Origin of the sequence: Sorangium sp. So ce362 (assembly GCF_051519845.1) — a bacterium.
Taxonomy (GTDB): domain Bacteria; phylum Myxococcota_A; class Polyangia; order Polyangiales; family Polyangiaceae; genus Sorangium.
In genome coordinates this window covers 6,788,236-6,807,713 of the sequence record NZ_CP150332.1, presented here as the reverse complement: position 1 = coordinate 6,807,713, position 19,478 = coordinate 6,788,236, and the positions used below count along the sequence as shown (strand labels likewise).

The following is a 19,478-nucleotide window of genomic DNA, read 5'->3' as shown; positions in this document are numbered from 1 at the left end:
TGCAGCCGCACGACCAGCAGCGGCGGCGCTCCAGAGCGCAGCTCAGCAGAGCAGCGGTTTCCTCAACCGAAGCTCCCGCTTCGCGAGCGAAAGCGCTGCCCGCTCACCGCGTACCGCGCGTCCCGCTAGACGCCAGCGTGTCTCCTGCTCACCCACAGGCGAGCGAACACGCCGGCAATCTGTTCCTTTGAGCCACCTTCGAGACTTGAACTCGAGACCTACGGTTTACGAAACCGTTGCTCTACCACTGAGCTAAGGTGGCACGCCTCTCGTTGAGGAGGCGCGCAGATTACCCACTCGCCCCGCCGAGTCAAGCTCTTTTATTCGCGCCCCCGGCCAGCCCGGCGCCTGCCGCTGCCTCCGCTGCCTTCTGTGATTCCCCGCTCCCCTGGCCCGCCGCGTCGCCGGCATCCCCGCCGGCGAAGAACTCGTCCAGCCGCTCCGCCAGCTCGCTCGCCGCCGACCAGTGCATCATGTGACCGGCGTCGGGCAGCTCGACGTGCTCCGCGCGCGCGAGCTTCGCCACCCGCGCCGCCTCATCCGGGGGATGCCATCCGGTGGGCCCGCCGCTCACGACAAGCGTCGGGCACGCGATGCGCTCCAGGAACGCCGCGAACGCCTCCGCCTGGAACGCCAGCGGCGACGTCGTGCGGTGCATCGGATCGTACGCCCACGCGAGCCCGCCGCCCGGCTCCTCGCGCGTGAGCAGCGGCGCGCGCGTCGCCAGCACGTCGCGCGGCACGCGCGGGTGGTGCGCCACGAGCCGCGCGATCGCGTCCTGCATCGACGCGAGCCTCCGCGGCGTCCGCTCGAGCCCCTTCATCGCGCGCAGCCACGCCTCCATGCGCGCGACGGCGACCTCGGGCCCGTGCGACGGCGGCCCCATGCCCTCGAGCAGCGCCAGGCGCTCGACGCGATCGGGGCACGCGCCCGCGTAGTACACCGCGACCGCGCCGCCCATCGAGTGGCCCACCACGCCGAGCCGCGCCGGCGCGAGCGCGTCGACGAGCGCCGCGACGTCGGCGATGTAGTCGGGGAAGTAGTAGTAGCTGCCCGCGGCCACGCGGGCGCTCCGGCCGAAGCCGCGCAGGTCGGGCGCGACAACGTCGTGCCCTGCCCGCGCGAGCGGCTCCGCCACGAGGTCCCACGTGCTGCCGGCGTCGAGGAAGCCGTGGAGCAGCAGCAACGTGAGGCCGGTCGGCCGCGCACCGTCGTCGCGGAAGCGATGGACGCACAGCTCCAGCCCGTTGGCCTTCCAGGGGTCCGACGTCCTACGCACCACGCGCGTGCTCTCGCGTGCCGGTGCTCCCGTCAACCCCCCGCGCGCTCCGCGTGCTCCGCGCGCCCGGCACCGTCACCTCCTCGCGGGCGGGGCCGCAGGCGCCGCCGGGGGCAGCACCACCCCCGTCGCCACCGGCACCGCCGCGCCCGGCGCCGCCGCGCCCGCAGGCGCCGCGCCCGCAGCACCCGGCGCGGCCGCAGCACCCGGCGCCGCCGTGTCGGGCCCGGTCGGCGCGGCGCTCGCCGGCGCCGCAGGCGCCGCAGGCGCCACCGGGAGCGCGGCGCCCGTGAGCTGCGCGGCGTCCTTCAGCACCTCGTCCGCGTGCACGCCGGGATCGACGTCCGGGTAGACCTTCGCGACCTTGCCGTCGGGATCGATCAGGAAGGTCACGCGCGCCACCGTCCCGAGCCGCATCGGCACGCCGAACGCGTTGGACCACGTGTGATCGGTGTCGACGAGGATGGGGAACGGCAGCCTGTGCTCGGTCGCGAACGCCTCGTGCGACTCGCGCGTGTCGGCGGAGACGCCGAGGATCTGCACGTTCGCCTGCTTGAAGCGATCCCACGCGTCGCGGAACGCGCACGCCTCCTCCGTGCAGCCCGGCGTCCCGTCCTTCGGATAGAAGTACACGACGACGGCCCGACCCCGCTGGTCGGACAGCCGCTGGATCGCGCCGTGCTGGTCGGCGGCGAACACGTCGGGCGCCGGCGCGCCGACCGGAAGTAGCCCCTGTCCACCGTCGGGTCGCTGGGCCGCGCCACACGCGAGCAGCGAGACAAAGGCAAAGACGACAGCAACAACGACAAAAACGAGGGCAGTCGGGAAGCGTCTCTTCATCAGGGCGCCACGTTAGCACGCACTCGGTAGGATCGATCCGACGCTTCTGATACCTTGCGCCGCCTGGAGACGAGACCGATGGCGACCTTCGGAAACGGCAGCGGCGCCACCCCCGGCGCGGTGGGCCAGGGCAGGGGAATCACCTACCCCGATTTCTCTTCGCCCACCGTGGATAAGGTCATGGTCGAAGAGCGCGCAGCCGGGCTCGGCAAACGAAGCATCAAGGGCCCGGCCAAGATCGCAGGCCTCAAGCTCGCGATCTCCATGATGGACCTCACCACCCTCGAGGGAAAAGATTCCCCGGGAAAAGTCCAACAGCTCTGTCAGAAGGCGCTTCGCCCCCACGAGCGCGCGGACATCCCTCCGTGTGCGGCGGTGTGCGTTTATCCGAAGCTCGTGCCGGTCGCGAAGCGAGCGGTCGAGGGCTCGACCGTCAAGGTGGCGAGTGTGGCGACCGCCTTCCCGAGCGGGCTGTCCACGCTCGAGGTCAAGCTCGCCGACGTGCGCCAGGCGGTCGAGCTCGGCGCCGACGAGATCGACATGGTGATCGACCGCGGCGCGATGCTCGCCGGCGAATACCGCGCCGTGTACGACGAGATCGCCGCGACAAAGGAGGCGTGCGGGCACGCGCACCTCAAGGTGATCCTGGAGACCGGCGAGCTCGGGAGCTACGACCGCGTCCGCAAGGCGAGCCGCATCGCGATCCTCGCCGGCGCCGACTTCATCAAGACGTCGACAGGGAAGGTCACCCCGGCGGCGACGCCCCCGGTGACGCTTGTGATGCTGGAGGCGATCCGCGATCACGCGCACGCGACCGGCCGGCGCATCGGGATGAAGCCGGCCGGCGGCATCCGGACGGCGAAGCAGGCGCTCCACTACCTCGTGATGGTCAAGGAGACCCTCGGCGACGCCTGGCTCACGAGCGACCTCTTCCGCTTCGGCGCGTCGACGCTCCTCAACGACGTGCTCATGCAGCTCGAGAAGGAGCGGACCGGCGCCTACCAGGGCGGCGACTATTTCAGCAAGGACTGACCGCGCGCGGCCGGTCCCGCGCGCGGCGCGGGCCCCGGCGCGCTCGCATGTTCAACCCGGCGCCGCCGGCGTAAAGTGCGCCGCATGAGCGACAAGGGCACCGCCGCGGCAGGCGGCGACGGGGGCTCGCCCCGGCAACCGAGCGCGGCGCGCGACACGGCCGCCGACGCGGCCGTCGTGTTCGGCGACGCGTGGCGCTACGCGCCGGCGCCCGAGGGGCGCGATCACGTGAAGATCGCGCCGCGGTACGACCTCTTCATCGGCGGCGCGTGGCGCGCCCCGGCGTCGGGCCGCTACCTCGACAGCATCAGCCCGTCGACCGAGGAGAAGCTCTGCGAGTTCGCCGAGGCCTCCGAGCGGGACGTCGACCTCGCCGTGCAGGCGGCCCGGGTCGCGTACGAGAGGCACTGGTCGCGCCTGCGCCCGCTCGAGCGCGGCAAGTACATCTACCGCATCGCCCGGGCCCTCCAGGAGAAGTCGCGCGAGCTCGCCGTCGTCGAGTCGCTCGACGGCGGCAAGCCCATCAAGGAGTCCCGCGACGTCGATCTCCCGCTCGCGGCCGCGCACTTCTTCTACTACGCGGGCTGGGCCGACAAGCTCGATCACGCCTTCCCGGGGCGCGACCCGCGGCCGCTCGGCGTCGCGGGCCAGGTGATCCCGTGGAACTTCCCGCTCCTCATGGCGGCGTGGAAGCTCGCCCCGGCGCTCGCCGCGGGCAACACGTGCGTCCTCAAGCCCGCCGAGACGACGCCGCTCACGTCGCTGCTCCTCGCGAAGATCATCGAGGAGGCGGACCTGCCGCCCGGCGTCGTCAACGTCGTCACGGGCGCAGGCGCGACGGGCGCGGCGGTCGTCGGCCACCCCGGCGTCGACAAGGTCGCCTTCACCGGCTCGACCGAGGTCGGCAAGCGCATCCAGCGCGCGCTCGCCGGCACCGGCAAGCGGCTGACGCTCGAGCTCGGCGGCAAGGCCGCGAACATCGTGTTCGAGGACGCGCCGCTCGATCAGGCGGTCGAGGGGATCATCGGCGGCATCTTCTTCAACCAGGGCCACGTCTGCTGCGCGGGCTCGCGCCTCCTCGTCGAGGAGAGCGTCCACGACGCCCTCCTCCTCAAGCTGCGCGAGCGCATGGCGACCCTGCGCGTCGGCGATCCGCTCGACAAGAACACGGACGTCGGCGCCATCAACTCGCGGGCGCAGCTCGAGAAGATCCAGGAGCTCGTGGCGGCGGGGGAGCGCGAGGGGGCCGCGCGCTTCTCGGTGAGCTGCGCGCTCCCGCAGCGCGGCTACTGGTTCGCGCCGACGCTCTTCACGGGCGTCGCGCAGTCGCACCGGATCGCGCGCGAGGAGATCTTCGGCCCGGTGCTCTCGATCCTGACCTTTCGCACGCCCGAGGAGGCGATCGAGAAGGCGAACAACACGATGTACGGGCTGTCGGCCGGCGTCTGGACCAGCAAGGGCTCGAAGAGCTTCTGGGTCGCGCAGCGCCTCCGCGCCGGCGTCGTCTGGGCGAACACCTTCAACAAGCTCGACCCCAGCTCCCCGTTCGGCGGCTACAAGGAGAGCGGCTTCGGCCGCGAGGGCGGGCGCCAGGGGCTGCTCGCCTACCTCGAGGTGGACTGATGGCGCCCGGAGACCAGGACAGCGGCGGCGACGAGGCGCGCGCGCGCGTCGGCGTGCGCAAGGCGTACAAGATGTTCGTGGGCGGCGCGTTCGTGCGCTCGGAGTCCGGGAGGTACACGCAGGTGCGCGATCACAGCGGCGCGGGCGCGGTCGAGAACATCCCGCGCGCCTCGCGCAAGGACGGGCGCGACGCGGTGCTCGCGGCGGCCGGCGCGCTCGGCGGCTGGTCGTCGCGCTCGGCGTACAACCGCGGGCAGATCCTCTACCGCCTCGCCGAGATGCTCGAGGCGCGGCGCGCGGAGCTCGCGGCCTCGCTCGAGCGCGGCGGTCGCGACGCCGGCGCCGCGGAGCGCGAGGTCGTGTCGGCGATCGATCGCGCGGTCGCCTACGCGGGCTGGGCCGACAAGTACCAGAGCCTCTTCTCGAGCCTGAACCCCGTGTCCGGCCCGCACTTCACCTTCACGGTGCCCGAGCCGATGGGGGTCGTCGTCATCGCGGCGCCGCCGCGCCCGGCGCTCCTCGGCCTCGCGGGCGCTCTCCTGCCGGTGATCACCGCCGGCAACACCTGCGTCGTGCTCGCCAGCGAGGCGGATCCGCGCACCGCCCTCGTCCTCGGCGAGGCGCTCGCCACGAGCGACCTCCCGGGCGGCGTCGTCAACCTCCTCACCGGCCAGCTCGCGGAGGTGCTGCCGCACCTCGCCGCGCACATGGAGGTCGCCGCGCTCGATCTGCACGGCGTGGACGCGGCCCTGGCGAAGCGCCTCGAGGAGGCGGCCGCGGCGAGCGTCAAGCGGGTGCGCGCCCGCTCGCTCGGCGAGGCGGAGTGGTTCGACGATGGGGCGACGACGTCTCCCCGCTGGATCGAGCGGTTCGTCGAGATGAAGACGATCTGGCACCCGGTCGGGCCGTAGCGCCGGCGTCGGGCCGCGCGCCGCTCAGCGGCCGAGCACCATCCCGGTCTGCAGCGTCCGCCCGGCGACGAGGTCCGCCGCCGCGAGCGGCTTCCGCCCCTCGGCCTGCGCCCGCAGGATCTGGATCGCGCCTCCGCCGCAGGCGACGATCACGACGCTGCGGCCCGCCATCACCACGGTGCCCGGCGGCGCCCCGCCGCTGTCGGTCTCGCTCTCCACGCGCGCAGCGAGCACCTTGAGCGTCTTGCCCTCGAGGGTCGTGAAGGCGCCCGGCCACGAGGTCATCCCCCGGACGTGGTCGTGGATCTGCCGGGCGCTCCGATCCCACCGGACGCGCCCATCCTCCTTCTTCAGGAGCGGCGCGTGCGTCGCCGCCCCGTGATCCTGCGGCGTCGCCACGAGCTCGCCGCCCACCGCGCGGCGGAGGTCCTCGCGCACGACGCGCGCGGCGAGCGCCCCGAGCTCGATCGCGAGCTCGTCGGCGGTCGTGTCGGGGCCGATCGGCGTCGGGTGGATCGTGAAGATCGGGCCTGTGTCCATGCCCTCGTCCATCTGCATCAGCGAGATGCCCGTCTCGGCCTCGCCCCCGGCGATCGCCCAGGTGATCGGCGCCGCGCCGCGGTAGCGCGGCAGGATCGACGCGTGCAGGTTCATGCAGCCGCGCCGCGGCGCCTCGAGCACCGCCTTCGGCAGGATGCGCCCGTAGGCGATCACGAGCGCGACGTCCGCCGCGGCGTCCTTCACCCACGCGGCGAACTCGGGCGTGCGGATCTTCTCGGGCTGCACGACCGGCAGACCGAGCTCGCTCGCCTTCACCTTCACCGGCGGCGCCTTCAGCTCGAGCCCGCGGCCGGCTGGCCGGTCCGGCTGGCAGACGACGCCGACGACGTCCGCGATCGACGCGAGCGCCTCGAGCGAGGGCACGGCGATGGCGGGGGTACCGAAGAAGAGCGCGCGCACGCGCTAGCTCTAGCAGGAGCTGCGCCCCGGCACGGCGCCTTCTTCGTTCTTCCTCCAGCGGTCGCCGCGAGCTCCGCCGCGGCGGGCTCAGGGCGGAGGCGCCGGCGGCCCGCTGCGCTCGTCCGACCCCGCGCGCGCCGCCGCGCCGCGCGGATCGGCGCAGCAGCGGAAGCCGGTCTCGTAGAAAACGAACTTCGGATCGTGCGCGTCGTTCGTCCCGCGGCAGCCTGTCCAGGGCTTGGCCCAGAAGCCGCCCATGAGCGCGCCCGACCACCGGCGGCCGCGGCGCGAGGCGACCCACTCCTCGACGTTGCCCATCATGTCGAAGACGCCGAAGGACGAAGCGCACCCGGGGTACGAGCCGCTCGGGGCGCCCTGCCAGAGCCGCTCCACCTCGCGCCGCGCCACCTCGCCGGAGGCGCCGAGCTTCCGCTCGTCGACCGGCCGCCACGCCTTGCCGCTGTTGCAGACCGCCCTGTCCACGCGCCAGCCGTAGACGAGGGGGCGCCGCTCGGGGCCCTCGCACGCGAGCTCCCACTCCTGCTCGGCGCACACCCGCTTGCCGCGCGCCGCGCACCACGCGGTCGCCATCTCGAACGACTGCATGACGAGCGGCTTCGCCCCCCGCTGGTTCGGCGCCTCGAACTGGTCCATGCACGTCGAGATCTCGGTGGTCGGCCCCTCCTCCGCGGTGATGCCCTCCCAGTACGCGAAGCAGTGGGTGGCCTTGCCGTTCTTGACCGGCTCGACGCAGACGTGCTGGACGTCGTCATGGTGGGTGCCGGTGACGAGCCGCATGTCCGCCGGGCACGCCGGGCTGGGCCCTGGATCGAGGGACGGCGCCGCTGGCAGGCTGAGCATCGCGAGCGCGAGGGCGCCGAGGCCGAGCAGGGGATCGATCATCGTTCAGCGAGGGCTCCGGTGTCGCTCCGCGCCGGTCGCCGCCGCGGCCAGGCCGGAGGCGGCGCGACTCGGCGGCGCGAGGGCGAGGCTGGCGCTGCTGCCTCTCCTCCGCCGCGGGGGACGCTGCGCCGCGCCGTCATGTCGCCTGACAGGCGAGCGCTGCAGGTCGGAGCTGACCCGCAGAGTAACCTCATTCAAAAAAATGGCCAGGGCTGTGGCATGCGGCATGCGCCGTGTCTATGGTGAGCTCCAGTAGCCTCGCGGGCTGTCTTCCAACAGAGCTGCCAGCAGGGCTCCGCGTCGCACCATCCGCATCCGTCTGGATGCAAGCCAGGATGACCGGGGCACGCGTCGACCGCGCGGACCGGCCGCAGGTTGATCAAGGGATTTACCTCCCCCGGTCGGGTGCCTAGAGGAGATCGCCATGTCCGAGAAAAAGAACCCGCCGATGCCGCCGCGCTCCGACGAAGAGGTCGTCTTCGGCGACGAGCTGCCGGTCCTGCCGATCCGCAATGCGGTCCTGTTCCCGGGCGCCGTTGCGCCCTTCGATGTCGGCCGCGAGAAGTCGGTCGCGCTGGTCGAGGATGTCGACAACCTCCCCGGACCGGTCATCGCGATCTTTGCCCAGCGCGATCCGTCGACCGACGATCCCGGCGCCGAGGACCTCTACCCGGTGGGCTGCGCCGCGCGCGTGCTGAAGGCGCTCAAGCACAGCTCCGGCAACTACTCGCTGATCCTGCAAGGCCTCACGAGGATCCGGCTCGACACCGTCACGGCCCACGCGCCGTACCTGCGCGCCAAGATCCGCCGCATGGACGAGCCGGTGACGGAGGACGTCGAGGCGGAGGCGCTCGCGATGAGCCTGCGCGACATCGCGAAGCAGGTCATCCAGCTGATGCCCGAGCTCCCGCGCGAGGCGGGCTCGCTCATCGACTCGATCCAGGCGCCCGGGGCGCTCGCCGATCTCGTCGCGGCGAACCTCGACGCGCCGGTCGAGGAGAAGGCGCAGCTCATCGAGACGATCGACGTCAAGGAGCGCATCCGCAAGGTGCTCCGGCTGCTCACGCGGCAGCTGGAGATCCTGAAGATGCGCGAGCGCATCAACTCCCAGATCAAGGAGGAGATGGGCAAGAACCAGCGCGAGTACGTGCTCCGCCAGCAGCTCAAGGCCATCAAGGAGGAGCTCGGCGAGGACGACGGCGATCAGGGCGACCTCGACGGGCTCGAGGATCGCATCGCGAAGGCGAACCTGCCGACCGAGGCGGAGACCGTCGCGAAGAAGCAGCTGAAGCGGCTGCGGACGATGCAGGTCGGGTCGGCCGAGTACACCGTGGTGCGGACGTACCTCGACTGGATCCTCGACGTGCCCTGGACGCAGTCGACGCAGGACAACCTCGACATCGGGAGCGTCCGCAAGGTGCTCGACGAGGATCACTACGGCCTGGAGAAGGTCAAGAAGCGCATCCTCGAGTACCTCGCGGTCCGGAAGCTGAAGCAGGACAAGAAGGGCCCGATCCTCTGCCTGCTCGGGCCGCCCGGCGTCGGCAAGACGTCGCTCGGCAGGAGCATCGCGCGCGCCCTCGGCCGCAAGTTCCACCGCGTCTCGCTCGGCGGCGTGCACGACGAGGCGGCGATCCGCGGCCACCGGCGGACCTACGTCGGCGCGCTCCCGGGCCAGATCATCCAGGGCATGAAGAAGTCGGGGATGATCAACCCGGTCTTCATGATGGATGAGGTCGACAAGATCGGGCACGACTTCCGGGGCGACCCCTCGGCGGCGCTGCTCGAGGTGCTCGACCCGGAGCAGAACAACACGTTCGCGGATCACTACCTGGAGATCCCGTACGACCTGTCGCACGTGATGTTCGTCGCGACAGCGAACGTGGCCGATCCGATCCCGCCGCCCCTCCGCGACCGCATGGAGATCCTGGAGATCCCCGGCTACACGCGGAAGGAGAAGCTCGCGATCGCGCGGCAGCACCTGCTCCCGAAGCAGCTGTCCGAGCACGGGCTCACGACCGAGCAGCTCGAGGTCACCGACAAGGCGCTGGAGGAGATCATCGATCACTACACGCGCGAGGCCGGCGTCCGCTCGCTCGAGCGGCAGATCGCGGGCGTCATCCGCGGCGTGGCGGTGAAGGTCGCGGAGGGCGACACGCAGAAGCGGCGCGTCGACAACGAGGACGACCTGCACGAGTTCCTCGGCGCGGCCAAGTACACGAGCGAGGTCGCCGAGCGCACCGCCGAGAGCGGCGTCGCGACGGGCCTCGCGTGGACGAGCGTCGGCGGCGAGATCCTCTTCATCGAGGCGACGCGGATGTACGGCACGGGCAAGCTCCAGCTGACCGGCCAGCTCGGCGACGTGATGAAGGAGTCCGCGCAGGCGGCGCTGTCCTTCGTGCGCAGCAACGCGTCGAGGTTCAGCATCGCGAAGGACTTCCTGGAGAAGAGCGACCTGCACATCCACATCCCCGCCGGCGCGATGCCCAAGGACGGGCCGAGCGCGGGTGTGACGATGTTCACCGCGCTCGTCTCGCTCCTCACCGGGATCAAGGTCCGCCACGACGTCGCGATGACGGGCGAGATCACGCTCCGCGGTCGGGTGCTCCCGATCGGCGGCCTGAAGGAGAAGGTGCTGGCGGCGCACCGCGCCGGCATCAAGCGCATCATCGTCCCCGAGCGCAACCGGGCGGATCTCGAGGAGGTCCCGAAGGAGGTCGTGGACGAGCTGCAGTTCTTCTTCGTCAGCCGGATGGAGCAGGTCCTGGAGGCCGCGCTCGAGCGGCTGCCCGAGCCCGCGCCCGTGACCGAGGAGTCGAAGGACGGTGAGAAGAAGGAGCTCGAGAAGTCGGATAAGAGCTCGATCGCCAGCAACTGATCCACGGATCGATCGCTGAGCGATCTGTCTCCAGGGCGCCGCGCGGCTTGAACGCGCGGCGCCTTTTTCGTCATGAGGGTCGCGCGGCGGCGGGCCGCCACGCTTCCGCCGTCGGCCTTTCGTCTCGACGGAAGTCAAGCGAATCGGTAGCCTCGTCACCGCATGAGGCCGTGTCCGAACTGCGCGTGGATGCTCAAGGAGACCGACGCTGCGTGCACGATGTGCGGCGCGAGCGTGGCCGGCGCAGCGCCTTCAGTTTCCGCGGTTGCGTCGCCGCCGCCGATGCAAGGGGGGGCTGGCGCCTATGCTCCGCCCGGCCCGCCGGGCTATCCGGGCCAGCCGGTCGGCTCCGGCTACGGCGGCGCGGCGCCGCCGGTATCCCCGGGTTACGGCGCGATGGGCGGCGGGCAGGGTGCCTATCCGCCTCCGCCTCCGCAGGTCGGGATGGGCGGCGGTCACCCGGCGTCTGCGTCGCCGGGGGGCGGCGTCCCCTTTTCGAGCGGCGCGGACGCTGCCTTCCCTGTCTCTCCCTGGGCGCGTGCGGCACCGTCGGCGGGGCTCACGTCGCAACCTGCGTCTCCTCCGATGAACGCGCCGGGCGTCACGCCCGCCCAGCCGCCGCTCGGGTCGCCGATCCAGGGCATGGTGCCCGGCGCTGCCCTGGGCGGCGCGATGGGGCAGCAGGCCGGATCGCCGTCGCCCATGTTCGGCGCGCCTCCGCAGAGGGTCGCGCCTCCGCCGATGGTCGTGCCGGCGGGGACGCCGGGGCTGGTCGCGCCGCCGCCGATGGTGCAGGGCGGAGCGGTCGCGCCGCCGCCGATGGTGCAGGGCGGGGTGCCTGCGGCCGTGCCGGCGGGGACGCCGGGGCTGGTCGCGCCGCCGCCGATGGTGCAGGGCGGAGGGGTCGCGCCGCCGCTGATGCAGGGCGGGGTGCCTGCGGCGGCGCAGGGCAGGGCGCCGGCGATCGTCGCGCCGCCGATCGTTCAGGGGGCGGTGCCGGGCGTGGTGCAGCCGCTCACGGCGCAGCCGTCGCGCGTGCTCGTGGGCTTCATCGTGACGTTCCAGAACGACCCTGGGGGCAGCTTCTGGCCGATCTACAGTGGCCGCACTCAGGTGGGGCGCGCCGGGGCGGATCCGGCGACGGAGATCGGGCTCGCCGACGCGAGCGCCTCGTCGCGGCACGCGTCGGTCCATGCGGACCCGACGACGGGCCAGGTCTTCATCGAGGACGACGGCTCGCGCAACGGCACCTTCGTCAACGAGCAGCGCCTCGGGCAGGGCGAGCGCCGGCAGCTGCGCGACAACGACAGGCTGCGGCTCGGGAGCACGACGTTCGTGGTGAAGGTGCTGGTGGCGTGAGCTCAGGCGGGCGGGACGCTGCGTGACAGGTCCCGGTCCTGCGGAGCTTACTGTCCGCCCGCGCCGCCTGCGCCGCCTGCGCCGCCCGCGCCGCCTGCGCCGCCCGCGCCGCCGTCCTCCGGCTCCGGGGCCTTGCACTTGGAGAAGCCGTCCACGAGGCGGCACTCCAGCTCCTCGGCGCAGTCACTTTCGTCGACGCACGCCTGGCCATCACCGCACCGCCCTTCGCAGAGCGTTCCGCCACAGTCGATGTCCGTCTCCGGGCCGTCCTTGATGCCGTTGAAGCAGAGCGCCGGAGGTGGCGGGAACTCGCAGTAGAAATACTCCACCACCTCAGCCGCGGTGTCCGCGTCAAGCTCCCCCTCGGCATTCGGGGTAGCACCGCGCGGCGGGTAATGGACGCTGAAGGAGATGAAGCCCTCAAAGCCGTCTGGGGCCGCCGGGCCGGCGTTCGGAGGCGGTTGGTTGCCCAGGCTCGTCCTGAGCACTGCCCTCGGAAGCAGCTGCGCGTATTCCGGGCACTTCCTTTCGGCGTCGATCCGATTGAAGTGGTGTGACGTGCCGTCTGCGCAGCTCACGTCGAGCGTGTCGCGGCCCTCAGGTGTCGTGGCGGCTACCGTCCCGCGCACCGCGACCGTTCCGTCCTCCGCGGGACCGGCGTCAGGGCAGCTCGCGATGCCGGCGTCCACGTCGTCCTGGTTGCAGGCAATCGAGACCGAATAGTTGAAGTCCCCCGAGAACGTGAATGAGCCACATTCCTGCGCCTGGGCGTCGAGGCGCTTGAACGTGAGGCTCTTCGGAGGGAACGCCGCGAGATCGAGCGGCGGATCGAAGACGACCTGACCGCCGCTGGTCAGGAAGCAGACGTCGAGAGTCTCCCGGCTGGCGAATCTGCCTGTCGGCGCGTCCCCCTCGCGCGGCACCGCGCACCGGGCGTCGGTCTCGACGTGGAACGTCCGGTAACAACTGTCCGGATCCTTGAGAAACGCGCAGACGTTCTCGAACTCCTCGCCGCAACCTGGCACAGAGACGGCTGCGGTCACGGCGAGGATCGGAGCGACGGCGGCGGCGGCGAGCAAGACGTGACGGCGCATGGGCGCAGTCTACGCGTTCTCCCCGCACGTGGGCCAGCTTCGCAGAGGTCGACCCGACCGGCCGCGCGCGGCCGGCTCGGCTCACAGCTCGGTGTAGGGCCCGGGGACCACGTACGCGTCGTCGTTGCCCGCGTACGTGAACACCCCCCAGCAGACGAGCTTGTACTTGATGGCGAACGCCATCGCCTCCCGCAGGCTGGCCTTCGGCGCGAGCACGGCCAGGTTCGAGCGGCGGACGCCCCACCAGCCCGGCCCGTGCTGCAACACCGCGTCGTGGAGATCCTGCGTCGCGTGCTTCGCGTCCTCGAGCACCGCGAGCCGCAGCCGGACGAACGACTTGTCGCTCGCGGGGAAATCGAACCAGTACAGGTTCGACCTCGCCTGCTTCGGGGCGATGCTCCCGGCGCCCTGCGCCGACAGGAAGCGGCTGAGGTCATCGGGCGCGAGCTTCTGCGTGACCGGGTGCGTGTCGACGCCCTTGCACGTCTCGGGGCCGACCTTGAACTCGCCCAGCGCGAGCGGCGGCTCGGGGCCGTTCTCGGGCGTCAAGAGGTAGCGATCGACCTCGGGCAGGTCGTTCGGGTACGCCACGCCGGCGTCGATGCCGCTGCACGCCGGGGCCCCCAGCGCAAGCGCGAAGGTCGCCGCGAGCGCGGGGCGTCGGGGCCTGCGGCGGCTCGGCGCCGGACGCCCGCGGTCGGGGCTCATGCTGCAGGGGGGGCTCGGCGCGCTCGCCGCCGGTGCTCCGGCGGACGCGCCCTTGCGGCTCGGTTTGCTTTCGTTCGACATGGCTCTCTCGCGGCACCTGGGGCACCGCCTCGATCGGTGGGCGCAGCGCTGCCCGGGCCGGGCAATCATTCAATGCCGGACGCCCCGAGGGCAAACTCCTCTGCGAACATTTGGCTGGCGCGCCCCCGCTGGCCTAGAGTTGGCCCGATGAGGCACCTCGGAATGCCGATGCTCGCGCACGTCTCCGCCCTCCGCGCCCGGCGTCGGCCCGCGGCCGCAGCTGGGCGCGCCGGAGCGGCCTGCGCCGCCGCGGCCGCGATCGCGCTGCTCGCCGGCTGCGGCGGGTCGCCCACCGCCCCCAGGCAGGACGATGTCTTCTATCTCCACGGCGCCAGCGGGCTCCTGAGCAAGGACTCGAGCTTCGAGGTGCACTTCCCGCCGCTCGACGCCCCGGCCACCGAGCGGGTGCCGCGCCGGATCGGCGTGGGCCTCATGAACGGCGACGTCCGCATCAGCCGCCCGATGGACTGGAACGTCGGCGGCGCCGACTACACGCCCGAGCGCCGCTTCATCACGTACCAGTCGCCGCGCCAGTTCCTGTTCTCGATCTACGAGCGCATCGACAGCCCCGAGGACCCGTGGCCCGACGTGCTCAAGCGCTACGAGGCCGACCTCGACGAGCAAGGCGCGGAGATCCTCTCCGGCCGCGCGCCCGTGGCGACCGCGAACACGCAGGGGCGCAGCTACCTCGTCAAGGCGAAGATCCCCTCGAAGCCCGTCTCCGAGGCCTTCGCCCACGAGATCCTCGTCCGGAGCTCCCGCCGCGTCCTGCTCGTGCAGATCGTGCACCACGAGAACATCGACGCGAACGCCGACGAGATCACGGCCGCGCTGCAGAGCCTCACGGTGTACTGAGCGCCCGCCGCGCCCTGACCGGCGCCCGCCGCGCCAGGGCCGTCGCCACCCGCCTCGATCCCGAGAGGCCGCCGCGGCGCCGCCCGCCTCGCTCACATCGGCGGGGGCTCGCCCCGATCCTCATCGTCCTCATCGTCGCCGCCGGCGAGGTGCTTGTCGTCGAGGGGGATCGTGATCACGAGCCGCTCCGCCGCAGATCCTCCGATCCACGCGGTGCGCTTGAGCGTCGCGGCGCGCGGTGAGCCGAGCTGGAACCGGGGCGCCTCCTCCGTGTCCACGTGGATCTCGAGCATCACGTCGTGGATGCCCGGCGTGAACGTCTCGATGATGCCGCGGACGAGCTCCTGACGCCGGCCGCCGGGCAAGAACGAGAGGTACTCGTCGTAGCCGACCGGGCCGAGCACGACCTTGTAGCGGCCGGAGCCGTCGAACACGTAGCGCCCCAGGGTCAGGCTCTCGCCGAGCTGATGGTTCATCACGCCGAGCTTGTTCCTGAACGGCTTCTCGATCTTCGTCCAGTGGCCGACGAACTGCTCGATCCGCACGTCGATCTGCCCGAGCATCTCGGACAGCACCGTCTCGAGGTTCCGCGCCGAGCGCGACTTCGAGGCGAGGATCGGCGCGTAGCGGAGGAAGAAGAAGCGATCGAGCGGGGTCCCGTAGTCGCGGAACCCGTCGAGCCCGACCGCGCAGAGCATCCGGCGCGAGAACGGATCGGCGCCCTGCTTGCGGTACGTGACGGGCAGCCGGTACTTGGTCCACGCGCGGTAGAGCAGCGACAGGAGCCGGTGGTGGAAGACGTCGAGGAGCTCGCGGATCGGCTGCGGCCCGCCCTGGTAGTCGGCCAGCGCGATCTGCTCGATGAAGTACGCCGGCAGCGGCGACACCGAGCCGTACAGGCCGAGGAACGTGGTCGAGACGCGCGCCCGCTGGATCGCGTCCGGGGACTTGACCACCGCGAGCTCGCTCACGTCGCTCGACGCGAAGATGAGGGACGGGTCGCCGCGCAGCCGGATGCGCTCGTCCTGCACGGGCCCGAGCTGGCCCACCGGCGGCGCGGCGGGGAAGAGCCGCTCGAGCAGGTAGACGAGGCGGTAGTACGAGAAGCGCGGCGCGGCCTCCGCGAAGCCCCGCAGCGTCGCCAGCGCGACGGGGTCGGCGGTCGCGGCGCCCCTCGGCGCTGCCCTCAGATCAGCGTCAGGCTGCCGCTCTTCGGGTCCCATTTGTGCACCACGCGTGTGTTCGTGCCGGTGACCGTCAGCTGCGTGAACGAGTTCAACGAGACGTAGGACCCGAGGATCTCGTTCAGGATGCTCGCGAACAGGTACATCTCCCCCTCGCCGACGAACCCGCCCTCGTCGAGCTCGATGTCGACCGCGACGCCGCGGACCGGCGCGCCTCGGTACAGCCGATCGGTCGGCCGCACCCGGATCGACTTGATCGCGGCCAGGCGGAGCTGGCTCGCGCGCGCGGCCTGGCGGTCGACGATCGCCTGGAAATTGTAGAGATCGACGGTCGCCCGGAGCACCTCGAGCTCGGTGATCGAGCGGTAGCTCATCGCCATGTGGGCCAGCACGCGCCACTGCAGCTCGCGCCCGATCGGCGGCGGGAGCGGCGCGGTGACGCCGGTGAGGTTGGTGAAGCTCGCGACCGCGGGGGAGGTCGCCGTCGGCACGCGCAGATCGCCGAGCTTCAGCTGCGCCGGCAGGCGGCGGTTCGTGCTCGTCGCCTCGATGCTGATCACGTCGAACTCGGGGAGCGCCCCCGCGTCCTGCGGGGAGCCGAACGACAGGTACATGTCGATCCCGTCGCCGATCGCGGCCGGGCGGAGGTGCGCCTGGTAGAAGATCGTCCGCGCGGCGGCCTCCGGATCGAGCTCGTGCTGGAAGCTGAAGAACGAGGGGATCTCGACGCGCTGGCTCGTGCGCCTGGCGATCCCGACGACCTTGTCGATGCTGTGGATCTCGAAGGCCGCGGGCGTCGCGCCCGCCGGGCGGCAGAGGTACTCGTGCTTTGTGGCCTCGGGCTTGATCGGATCGCTCGTGTGCTCGAACAGGTTCACGACCGGCGAGCAGAACAGCCGGAGGTTCTCCCTGCCGACCCGGGTCCCCGGCGGGAGCCCGTCCTTGAACTGCAGCAGGATCGCGAACCTGTCGGAGATCCGCTCCGTCGAGAGCGCCTGGAGGCCGGTCACCTCGAAGAACGCGAACTTCTGCGGGAGCGTGAAGAACTCCTGCAGGAGCCGGAAGCCCGGGTAGACCGTCTTCGGGTACGGGATCAGCGCCTCCTCATCGGTGAAGCCGGTGAGCCGCACGGCGCGCGCCGGGAGCGACGCGATCGTCGTGTCGCGACCGGCGGCGTCCACCGCGGCGAGCGCGACGGTATCGACGTGCGCGCCGACCCAGAGGCGGAGGTCGTCCTGGAGCCTGCGCTCGCCGTGGATGTAGAAGCGGAGCGAGGAGAGCGACAGGCCCGAGAGCGCGGCCCCGCCGGTGAGGCGGAGCTCGATGCGGAGCGTCTGCGCGAGCTGCGCGCCCGTGTCGACGCGCACGTCCTCCACCGCGAGCGGGACGAGCTCGACGTCCTGGGTCGTGCGGAACCGGCACGAGACGCCGTCGACCGGCACCGACCCGACCTCCGCGTGCCGGGCCACGACGAGCTTCTCGCGCACGACGTTCGGGAGCGGCGTGAACTCGATGATCGAGGTGGCCGGGATCTGACGGAGGTAGTGCGGAAAGAGCAGCGACGCGACCGAGTGGATCACCTCGGGGAGCTCGTCGTCGAGCTTCTGGCGGATCTTGCCCGTCAGGAAGGCGACGCCCTCGAGCAGGCGCTCGACGTCGGGGTCGCCGCCGCGCTCGGCGAGCATGGGCGCGATCCCGGGGTAGGCGGCGGCGAACTCCCGCCCCAGATCCCTCAGGTAGGTGAGCTCGTCCTGGTAGTACTTGTTGAACATCCTCTCGCCACCGCCAGTCGACCGCCGGGGCCGAAGCATGTCAACCGCCGTGAGCCCGGCCGCAGGACAGAAGCTACGTCATCCGGACGTTGCCGCTCTGGTCGACCGCAGCGCCGAGCCGGAGCGCCTGGCGCCGGCCGTCGGGGAACTGGATCTGCGCGGTGATCTCGAACTCGAGGACCATCGACTGCAGCAGCGAGTCGCTGCGCAGGTGCCGGACCTGGACGTTCTTCAGCCGCGGCTCGTAGGCCTGGATGCAGTTCTTGAGCGAGCGCTGCACCAGGCCGATCGCCTCGGGGAACTCGTGCAGCACCTCGGACACCTCCATCAGGCCGTAGTCCGGGCAGGTCAGCGAGCTGCCCTGGCGGGTGTTCAGCATGTGCCCGAGGTGCGTCAGGATGGCCGACTCGAGGTCGTGATCCCGGTAGGTGTGCCGCTCCGTCGAGTGCGGGTCGGCCGCGTGCATGATTCGGGTAAGGAGCGATGCGCCGGCCACGGGGCGGATCGTAGCTCAGCTCGCGCCTCGAGCGGAAGTCCGGTGTTTCAGCGCGGGGTGAGCCAGTCGTCCGCCGCCGAGATGCCCCCGTCGTTCCAGAGCCAGAGGACCTTCTGGTACGTGAACGCGACCTCCTCCTGCTCGGGCACGCGCGCTAGCGACGGGTTCCTCACGTTGAGCATGTGGAACTGGATGCTCGAGATGTTCGCGTTCGTGAGCTGGACCGTGAAGACCGGCTTCTCGACGCCGATCGCTGCCGACCGGTAGAACTGGAGCTCCCAGCGGGGGATGCCCTCGTTGTGGCTGAGCATGCTGAGGAGGAGCGGGGTCGATCGATCGAGGTCCTTCGTGACGATGAAGGGCTTGTGCATCCGCTTGCCGGTCGGGCGCCCGGTCACCGGGTCGCGAGGTCCCACCAGCGAGTGGAATACCTCGGTGACCAGAATGCTACCTTCTCGCCCCTTCTGGGTGACGGAACCCCTGACTTCGCCCTGTCTTTCGCCGACGAGTCTGAGGTAGGCGTTGAGGGGCATGCCAACATTCTGATCGTAGGACGCAGTATCGCCATGCCTGAATTCGAGCGACTTCCCGGCCAGCTCGACTCCAGGACGACAAACGCGACCGGGCGACCCGAAGGCCGCCCGGCGCGACGAGACCCGAAGCTAGGAGCTAGGGGCTACTGGTTCGGCGACTCCCAGTCGTCGTCCGCCTGGCGGGCGCCGTCGCCGTCGTCGTACGACCACTCGATCTTCTGGTACGTGAAGGAGACCTTCTCGTACTCGGGGATCTCCCTGGCGTCGGGGCGGCGGGTGTTCTCCATGTGGAAGTCCACGCTGGCGACCGTCGCGTTCGTGAGCCTGACCGTGTAGTGGTTCTGCTCCTTGCCGACGTTCTTCGACGCCGCGGTGCCCGGCGTGTAGAACTTGAGCTCCCACTCCGAGATGCTCTCGTTGTTGACCAGGGCGTTGTAAATAAGGGGGGTTGCCTTGTCGAGCTCCTTCGTGATCACGAAGGGCTTGTGCTGGCGCTTCCCGCTGGGCATCCCGGTCGCCGGGTCACGCGGGCTCACGACCGTGTGCTGCACCGCGATGATTGCGATGGTCTTCTCGCGACCCTTCTGGGTGACCGAGCCGTCGATGGCGCCCTGAGTAACACCCTTCAACTTGAGATGAGCTTGCAACGCCATGATCAAATGCCTCTTCCTTCGAGGTCTCGCCGCCTGGGCTCAGTCTACGCCCCATTGCGCGCTGGCAGACGGTTCGTCCCGTCGGGAGTAGGAGTCTAGATGCCTAGAGATAAGACTCTCACCGTATCTCTATCCCTGTTCATCGCAGGGAGCCCAGAAGGTAACTCCCTATATGGGAGCGTCAAGACTTTTGTGTCCCAGGGCAGCGCGGGCTTTCTGGTCCGTCTTCCGGTCCCGCACCTCAGTTCCTGAGGTGCGCAATATTCCGTCGCCGGGCCATCGGCCATCGCTTCGATAAGGCGGCGCAGGTGTGTCAT

Annotated in this window: 17 protein-coding genes and 1 tRNA gene; 6 read left to right on the top strand and 12 right to left on the bottom strand. The window is 71.0% G+C overall.

Features of this window, described 5'->3' with window-relative positions; translation table 11 throughout:
• Window positions 1-190: 190 nt before the first annotated feature.
• The 3 genes from WMF17_RS25925 to WMF17_RS25915 all read right to left on the bottom strand — a co-directional run bounded on the left by WMF17_RS25925 (window position 191) and on the right by WMF17_RS25915 (window position 2,119).
• Window positions 191-262, bottom strand: a tRNA-Thr gene (locus WMF17_RS25925).
• 48 nt (window positions 263-310) lie between these two features.
• The gene (locus WMF17_RS25920; RefSeq protein ID WP_437643817.1) at window positions 311-1,282 is read right to left on the bottom strand and encodes an alpha/beta fold hydrolase; all 972 of its coding nucleotides are present in this window, start codon (window positions 1,280-1,282) and stop codon (window positions 311-313) included.
• A gap of 72 nt (window positions 1,283-1,354) precedes the next feature.
• On the bottom strand, window positions 1,355-2,119 hold the full coding sequence (locus tag WMF17_RS25915) for a peroxiredoxin (RefSeq protein WP_437643815.1): 765 nt from the start codon (window positions 2,117-2,119) through the stop codon (window positions 1,355-1,357).
• A gap of 78 nt (window positions 2,120-2,197) precedes the next feature.
• Between WMF17_RS25915 and deoC the strand changes: the two genes are divergently transcribed.
• The 3 genes from deoC (at window position 2,198) to WMF17_RS25900 (ending at window position 5,685) form a co-directional block, all read left to right on the top strand.
• Window positions 2,198-3,151 (top strand): deoxyribose-phosphate aldolase, encoded by a 954-nt coding sequence (gene deoC, locus WMF17_RS25910; protein ID WP_437595825.1) that lies wholly within the window; start codon window positions 2,198-2,200, stop codon window positions 3,149-3,151.
• Between the two features lie 84 nt (window positions 3,152-3,235).
• The gene (locus WMF17_RS25905) at window positions 3,236-4,774 is read left to right on the top strand and encodes an aldehyde dehydrogenase family protein (protein WP_437643813.1); all 1,539 of its coding nucleotides are present in this window, start codon (window positions 3,236-3,238) and stop codon (window positions 4,772-4,774) included.
• A complete protein-coding gene (locus WMF17_RS25900) occupies window positions 4,774-5,685 on the top strand; it encodes an aldehyde dehydrogenase family protein (RefSeq protein ID WP_437643811.1) in 912 nt (303 codons plus the stop codon). Before WMF17_RS25905 ends, WMF17_RS25900 begins: the two co-directional genes overlap by 1 nt.
• A 24-nt stretch (window positions 5,686-5,709) precedes the next feature.
• Here WMF17_RS25900 and fmt read toward each other — a convergent pair whose 3' ends face one another.
• Window positions 5,710-6,645 (bottom strand): methionyl-tRNA formyltransferase, encoded by a 936-nt coding sequence (gene fmt / locus WMF17_RS25895; protein ID WP_437643809.1) that lies wholly within the window; start codon window positions 6,643-6,645, stop codon window positions 5,710-5,712.
• Window positions 6,646-6,732: 87 nt separating this feature from the next.
• Window positions 6,733-7,548, bottom strand: a complete 816-nt coding sequence (locus tag WMF17_RS25890) for a formylglycine-generating enzyme family protein (protein ID WP_437595821.1) — start codon at window positions 7,546-7,548, stop codon at window positions 6,733-6,735.
• A 424-nt stretch (window positions 7,549-7,972) separates the two neighbouring features.
• Here WMF17_RS25890 and lon point away from each other — a divergent pair, with 424 nt between their 5' ends.
• Both lon and WMF17_RS25880 read left to right on the top strand, forming a co-directional pair.
• Window positions 7,973-10,426: an endopeptidase La gene (gene lon, locus WMF17_RS25885; RefSeq protein WP_437595820.1), complete on the top strand. Its 2,454-nt coding sequence runs from the start codon at window positions 7,973-7,975 to the stop codon at window positions 10,424-10,426.
• Window positions 10,427-10,588: 162 nt separating this feature from the next.
• On the top strand, window positions 10,589-11,785 hold the full coding sequence (locus WMF17_RS25880; RefSeq protein ID WP_437595819.1) for an FHA domain-containing protein: 1,197 nt from the start codon (window positions 10,589-10,591) through the stop codon (window positions 11,783-11,785).
• 47 nt (window positions 11,786-11,832) lie between these two features.
• Here WMF17_RS25880 and WMF17_RS25875 read toward each other — a convergent pair whose 3' ends face one another.
• Together WMF17_RS25875 and WMF17_RS25870 are read right to left on the bottom strand one after the other, a co-directional pair.
• The gene (locus tag WMF17_RS25875) at window positions 11,833-12,879 is read right to left on the bottom strand and encodes a hypothetical protein (protein ID WP_437595818.1); all 1,047 of its coding nucleotides are present in this window, start codon (window positions 12,877-12,879) and stop codon (window positions 11,833-11,835) included.
• An 81-nt stretch (window positions 12,880-12,960) separates the two neighbouring features.
• Window positions 12,961-13,668 (bottom strand): hypothetical protein, encoded by a 708-nt coding sequence (locus tag WMF17_RS25870; RefSeq protein ID WP_437595817.1) that lies wholly within the window; start codon window positions 13,666-13,668, stop codon window positions 12,961-12,963.
• A 147-nt stretch (window positions 13,669-13,815) separates the two neighbouring features.
• Here WMF17_RS25870 and WMF17_RS25865 point away from each other — a divergent pair, with 147 nt between their 5' ends.
• Complete coding sequence (locus tag WMF17_RS25865) at window positions 13,816-14,523, top strand: hypothetical protein (protein WP_437643807.1); 708 nt, start codon at window positions 13,816-13,818, stop codon at window positions 14,521-14,523.
• A 92-nt stretch (window positions 14,524-14,615) separates the two neighbouring features.
• On the opposite strand, the gene tssG is transcribed toward WMF17_RS25865, so the two are convergent.
• The 5 genes from tssG to WMF17_RS25840 form a co-directional block, all read right to left on the bottom strand.
• Window positions 14,616-15,746 (bottom strand): type VI secretion system baseplate subunit TssG, encoded by a 1,131-nt coding sequence (tssG, locus tag WMF17_RS25860; RefSeq protein WP_437595815.1) that lies wholly within the window; start codon window positions 15,744-15,746, stop codon window positions 14,616-14,618.
• Window positions 15,710-17,518, bottom strand: coding sequence for a type VI secretion system baseplate subunit TssF (gene tssF, locus WMF17_RS25855; RefSeq protein ID WP_437595814.1), 1,809 nt, complete (start codon window positions 17,516-17,518; stop codon window positions 15,710-15,712). Before tssF ends, tssG begins: the two co-directional genes overlap by 37 nt.
• A 34-nt stretch (window positions 17,519-17,552) precedes the next feature.
• Entirely contained in the window at window positions 17,553-17,975 is a 423-nt protein-coding gene (tssE, locus tag WMF17_RS25850; RefSeq protein WP_437595813.1) for a type VI secretion system baseplate subunit TssE, read from the bottom strand.
• A gap of 47 nt (window positions 17,976-18,022) precedes the next feature.
• Window positions 18,023-18,508: a type VI secretion system tube protein TssD gene (gene tssD, locus WMF17_RS25845; protein ID WP_437595812.1), complete on the bottom strand. Its 486-nt coding sequence runs from the start codon at window positions 18,506-18,508 to the stop codon at window positions 18,023-18,025.
• Between the two features lie 143 nt (window positions 18,509-18,651).
• The gene (locus WMF17_RS25840) at window positions 18,652-19,161 is read right to left on the bottom strand and encodes an Hcp family type VI secretion system effector (RefSeq protein ID WP_437595810.1); all 510 of its coding nucleotides are present in this window, start codon (window positions 19,159-19,161) and stop codon (window positions 18,652-18,654) included.
• Between the last annotated feature and the right edge of the window lie 317 nt (window positions 19,162-19,478).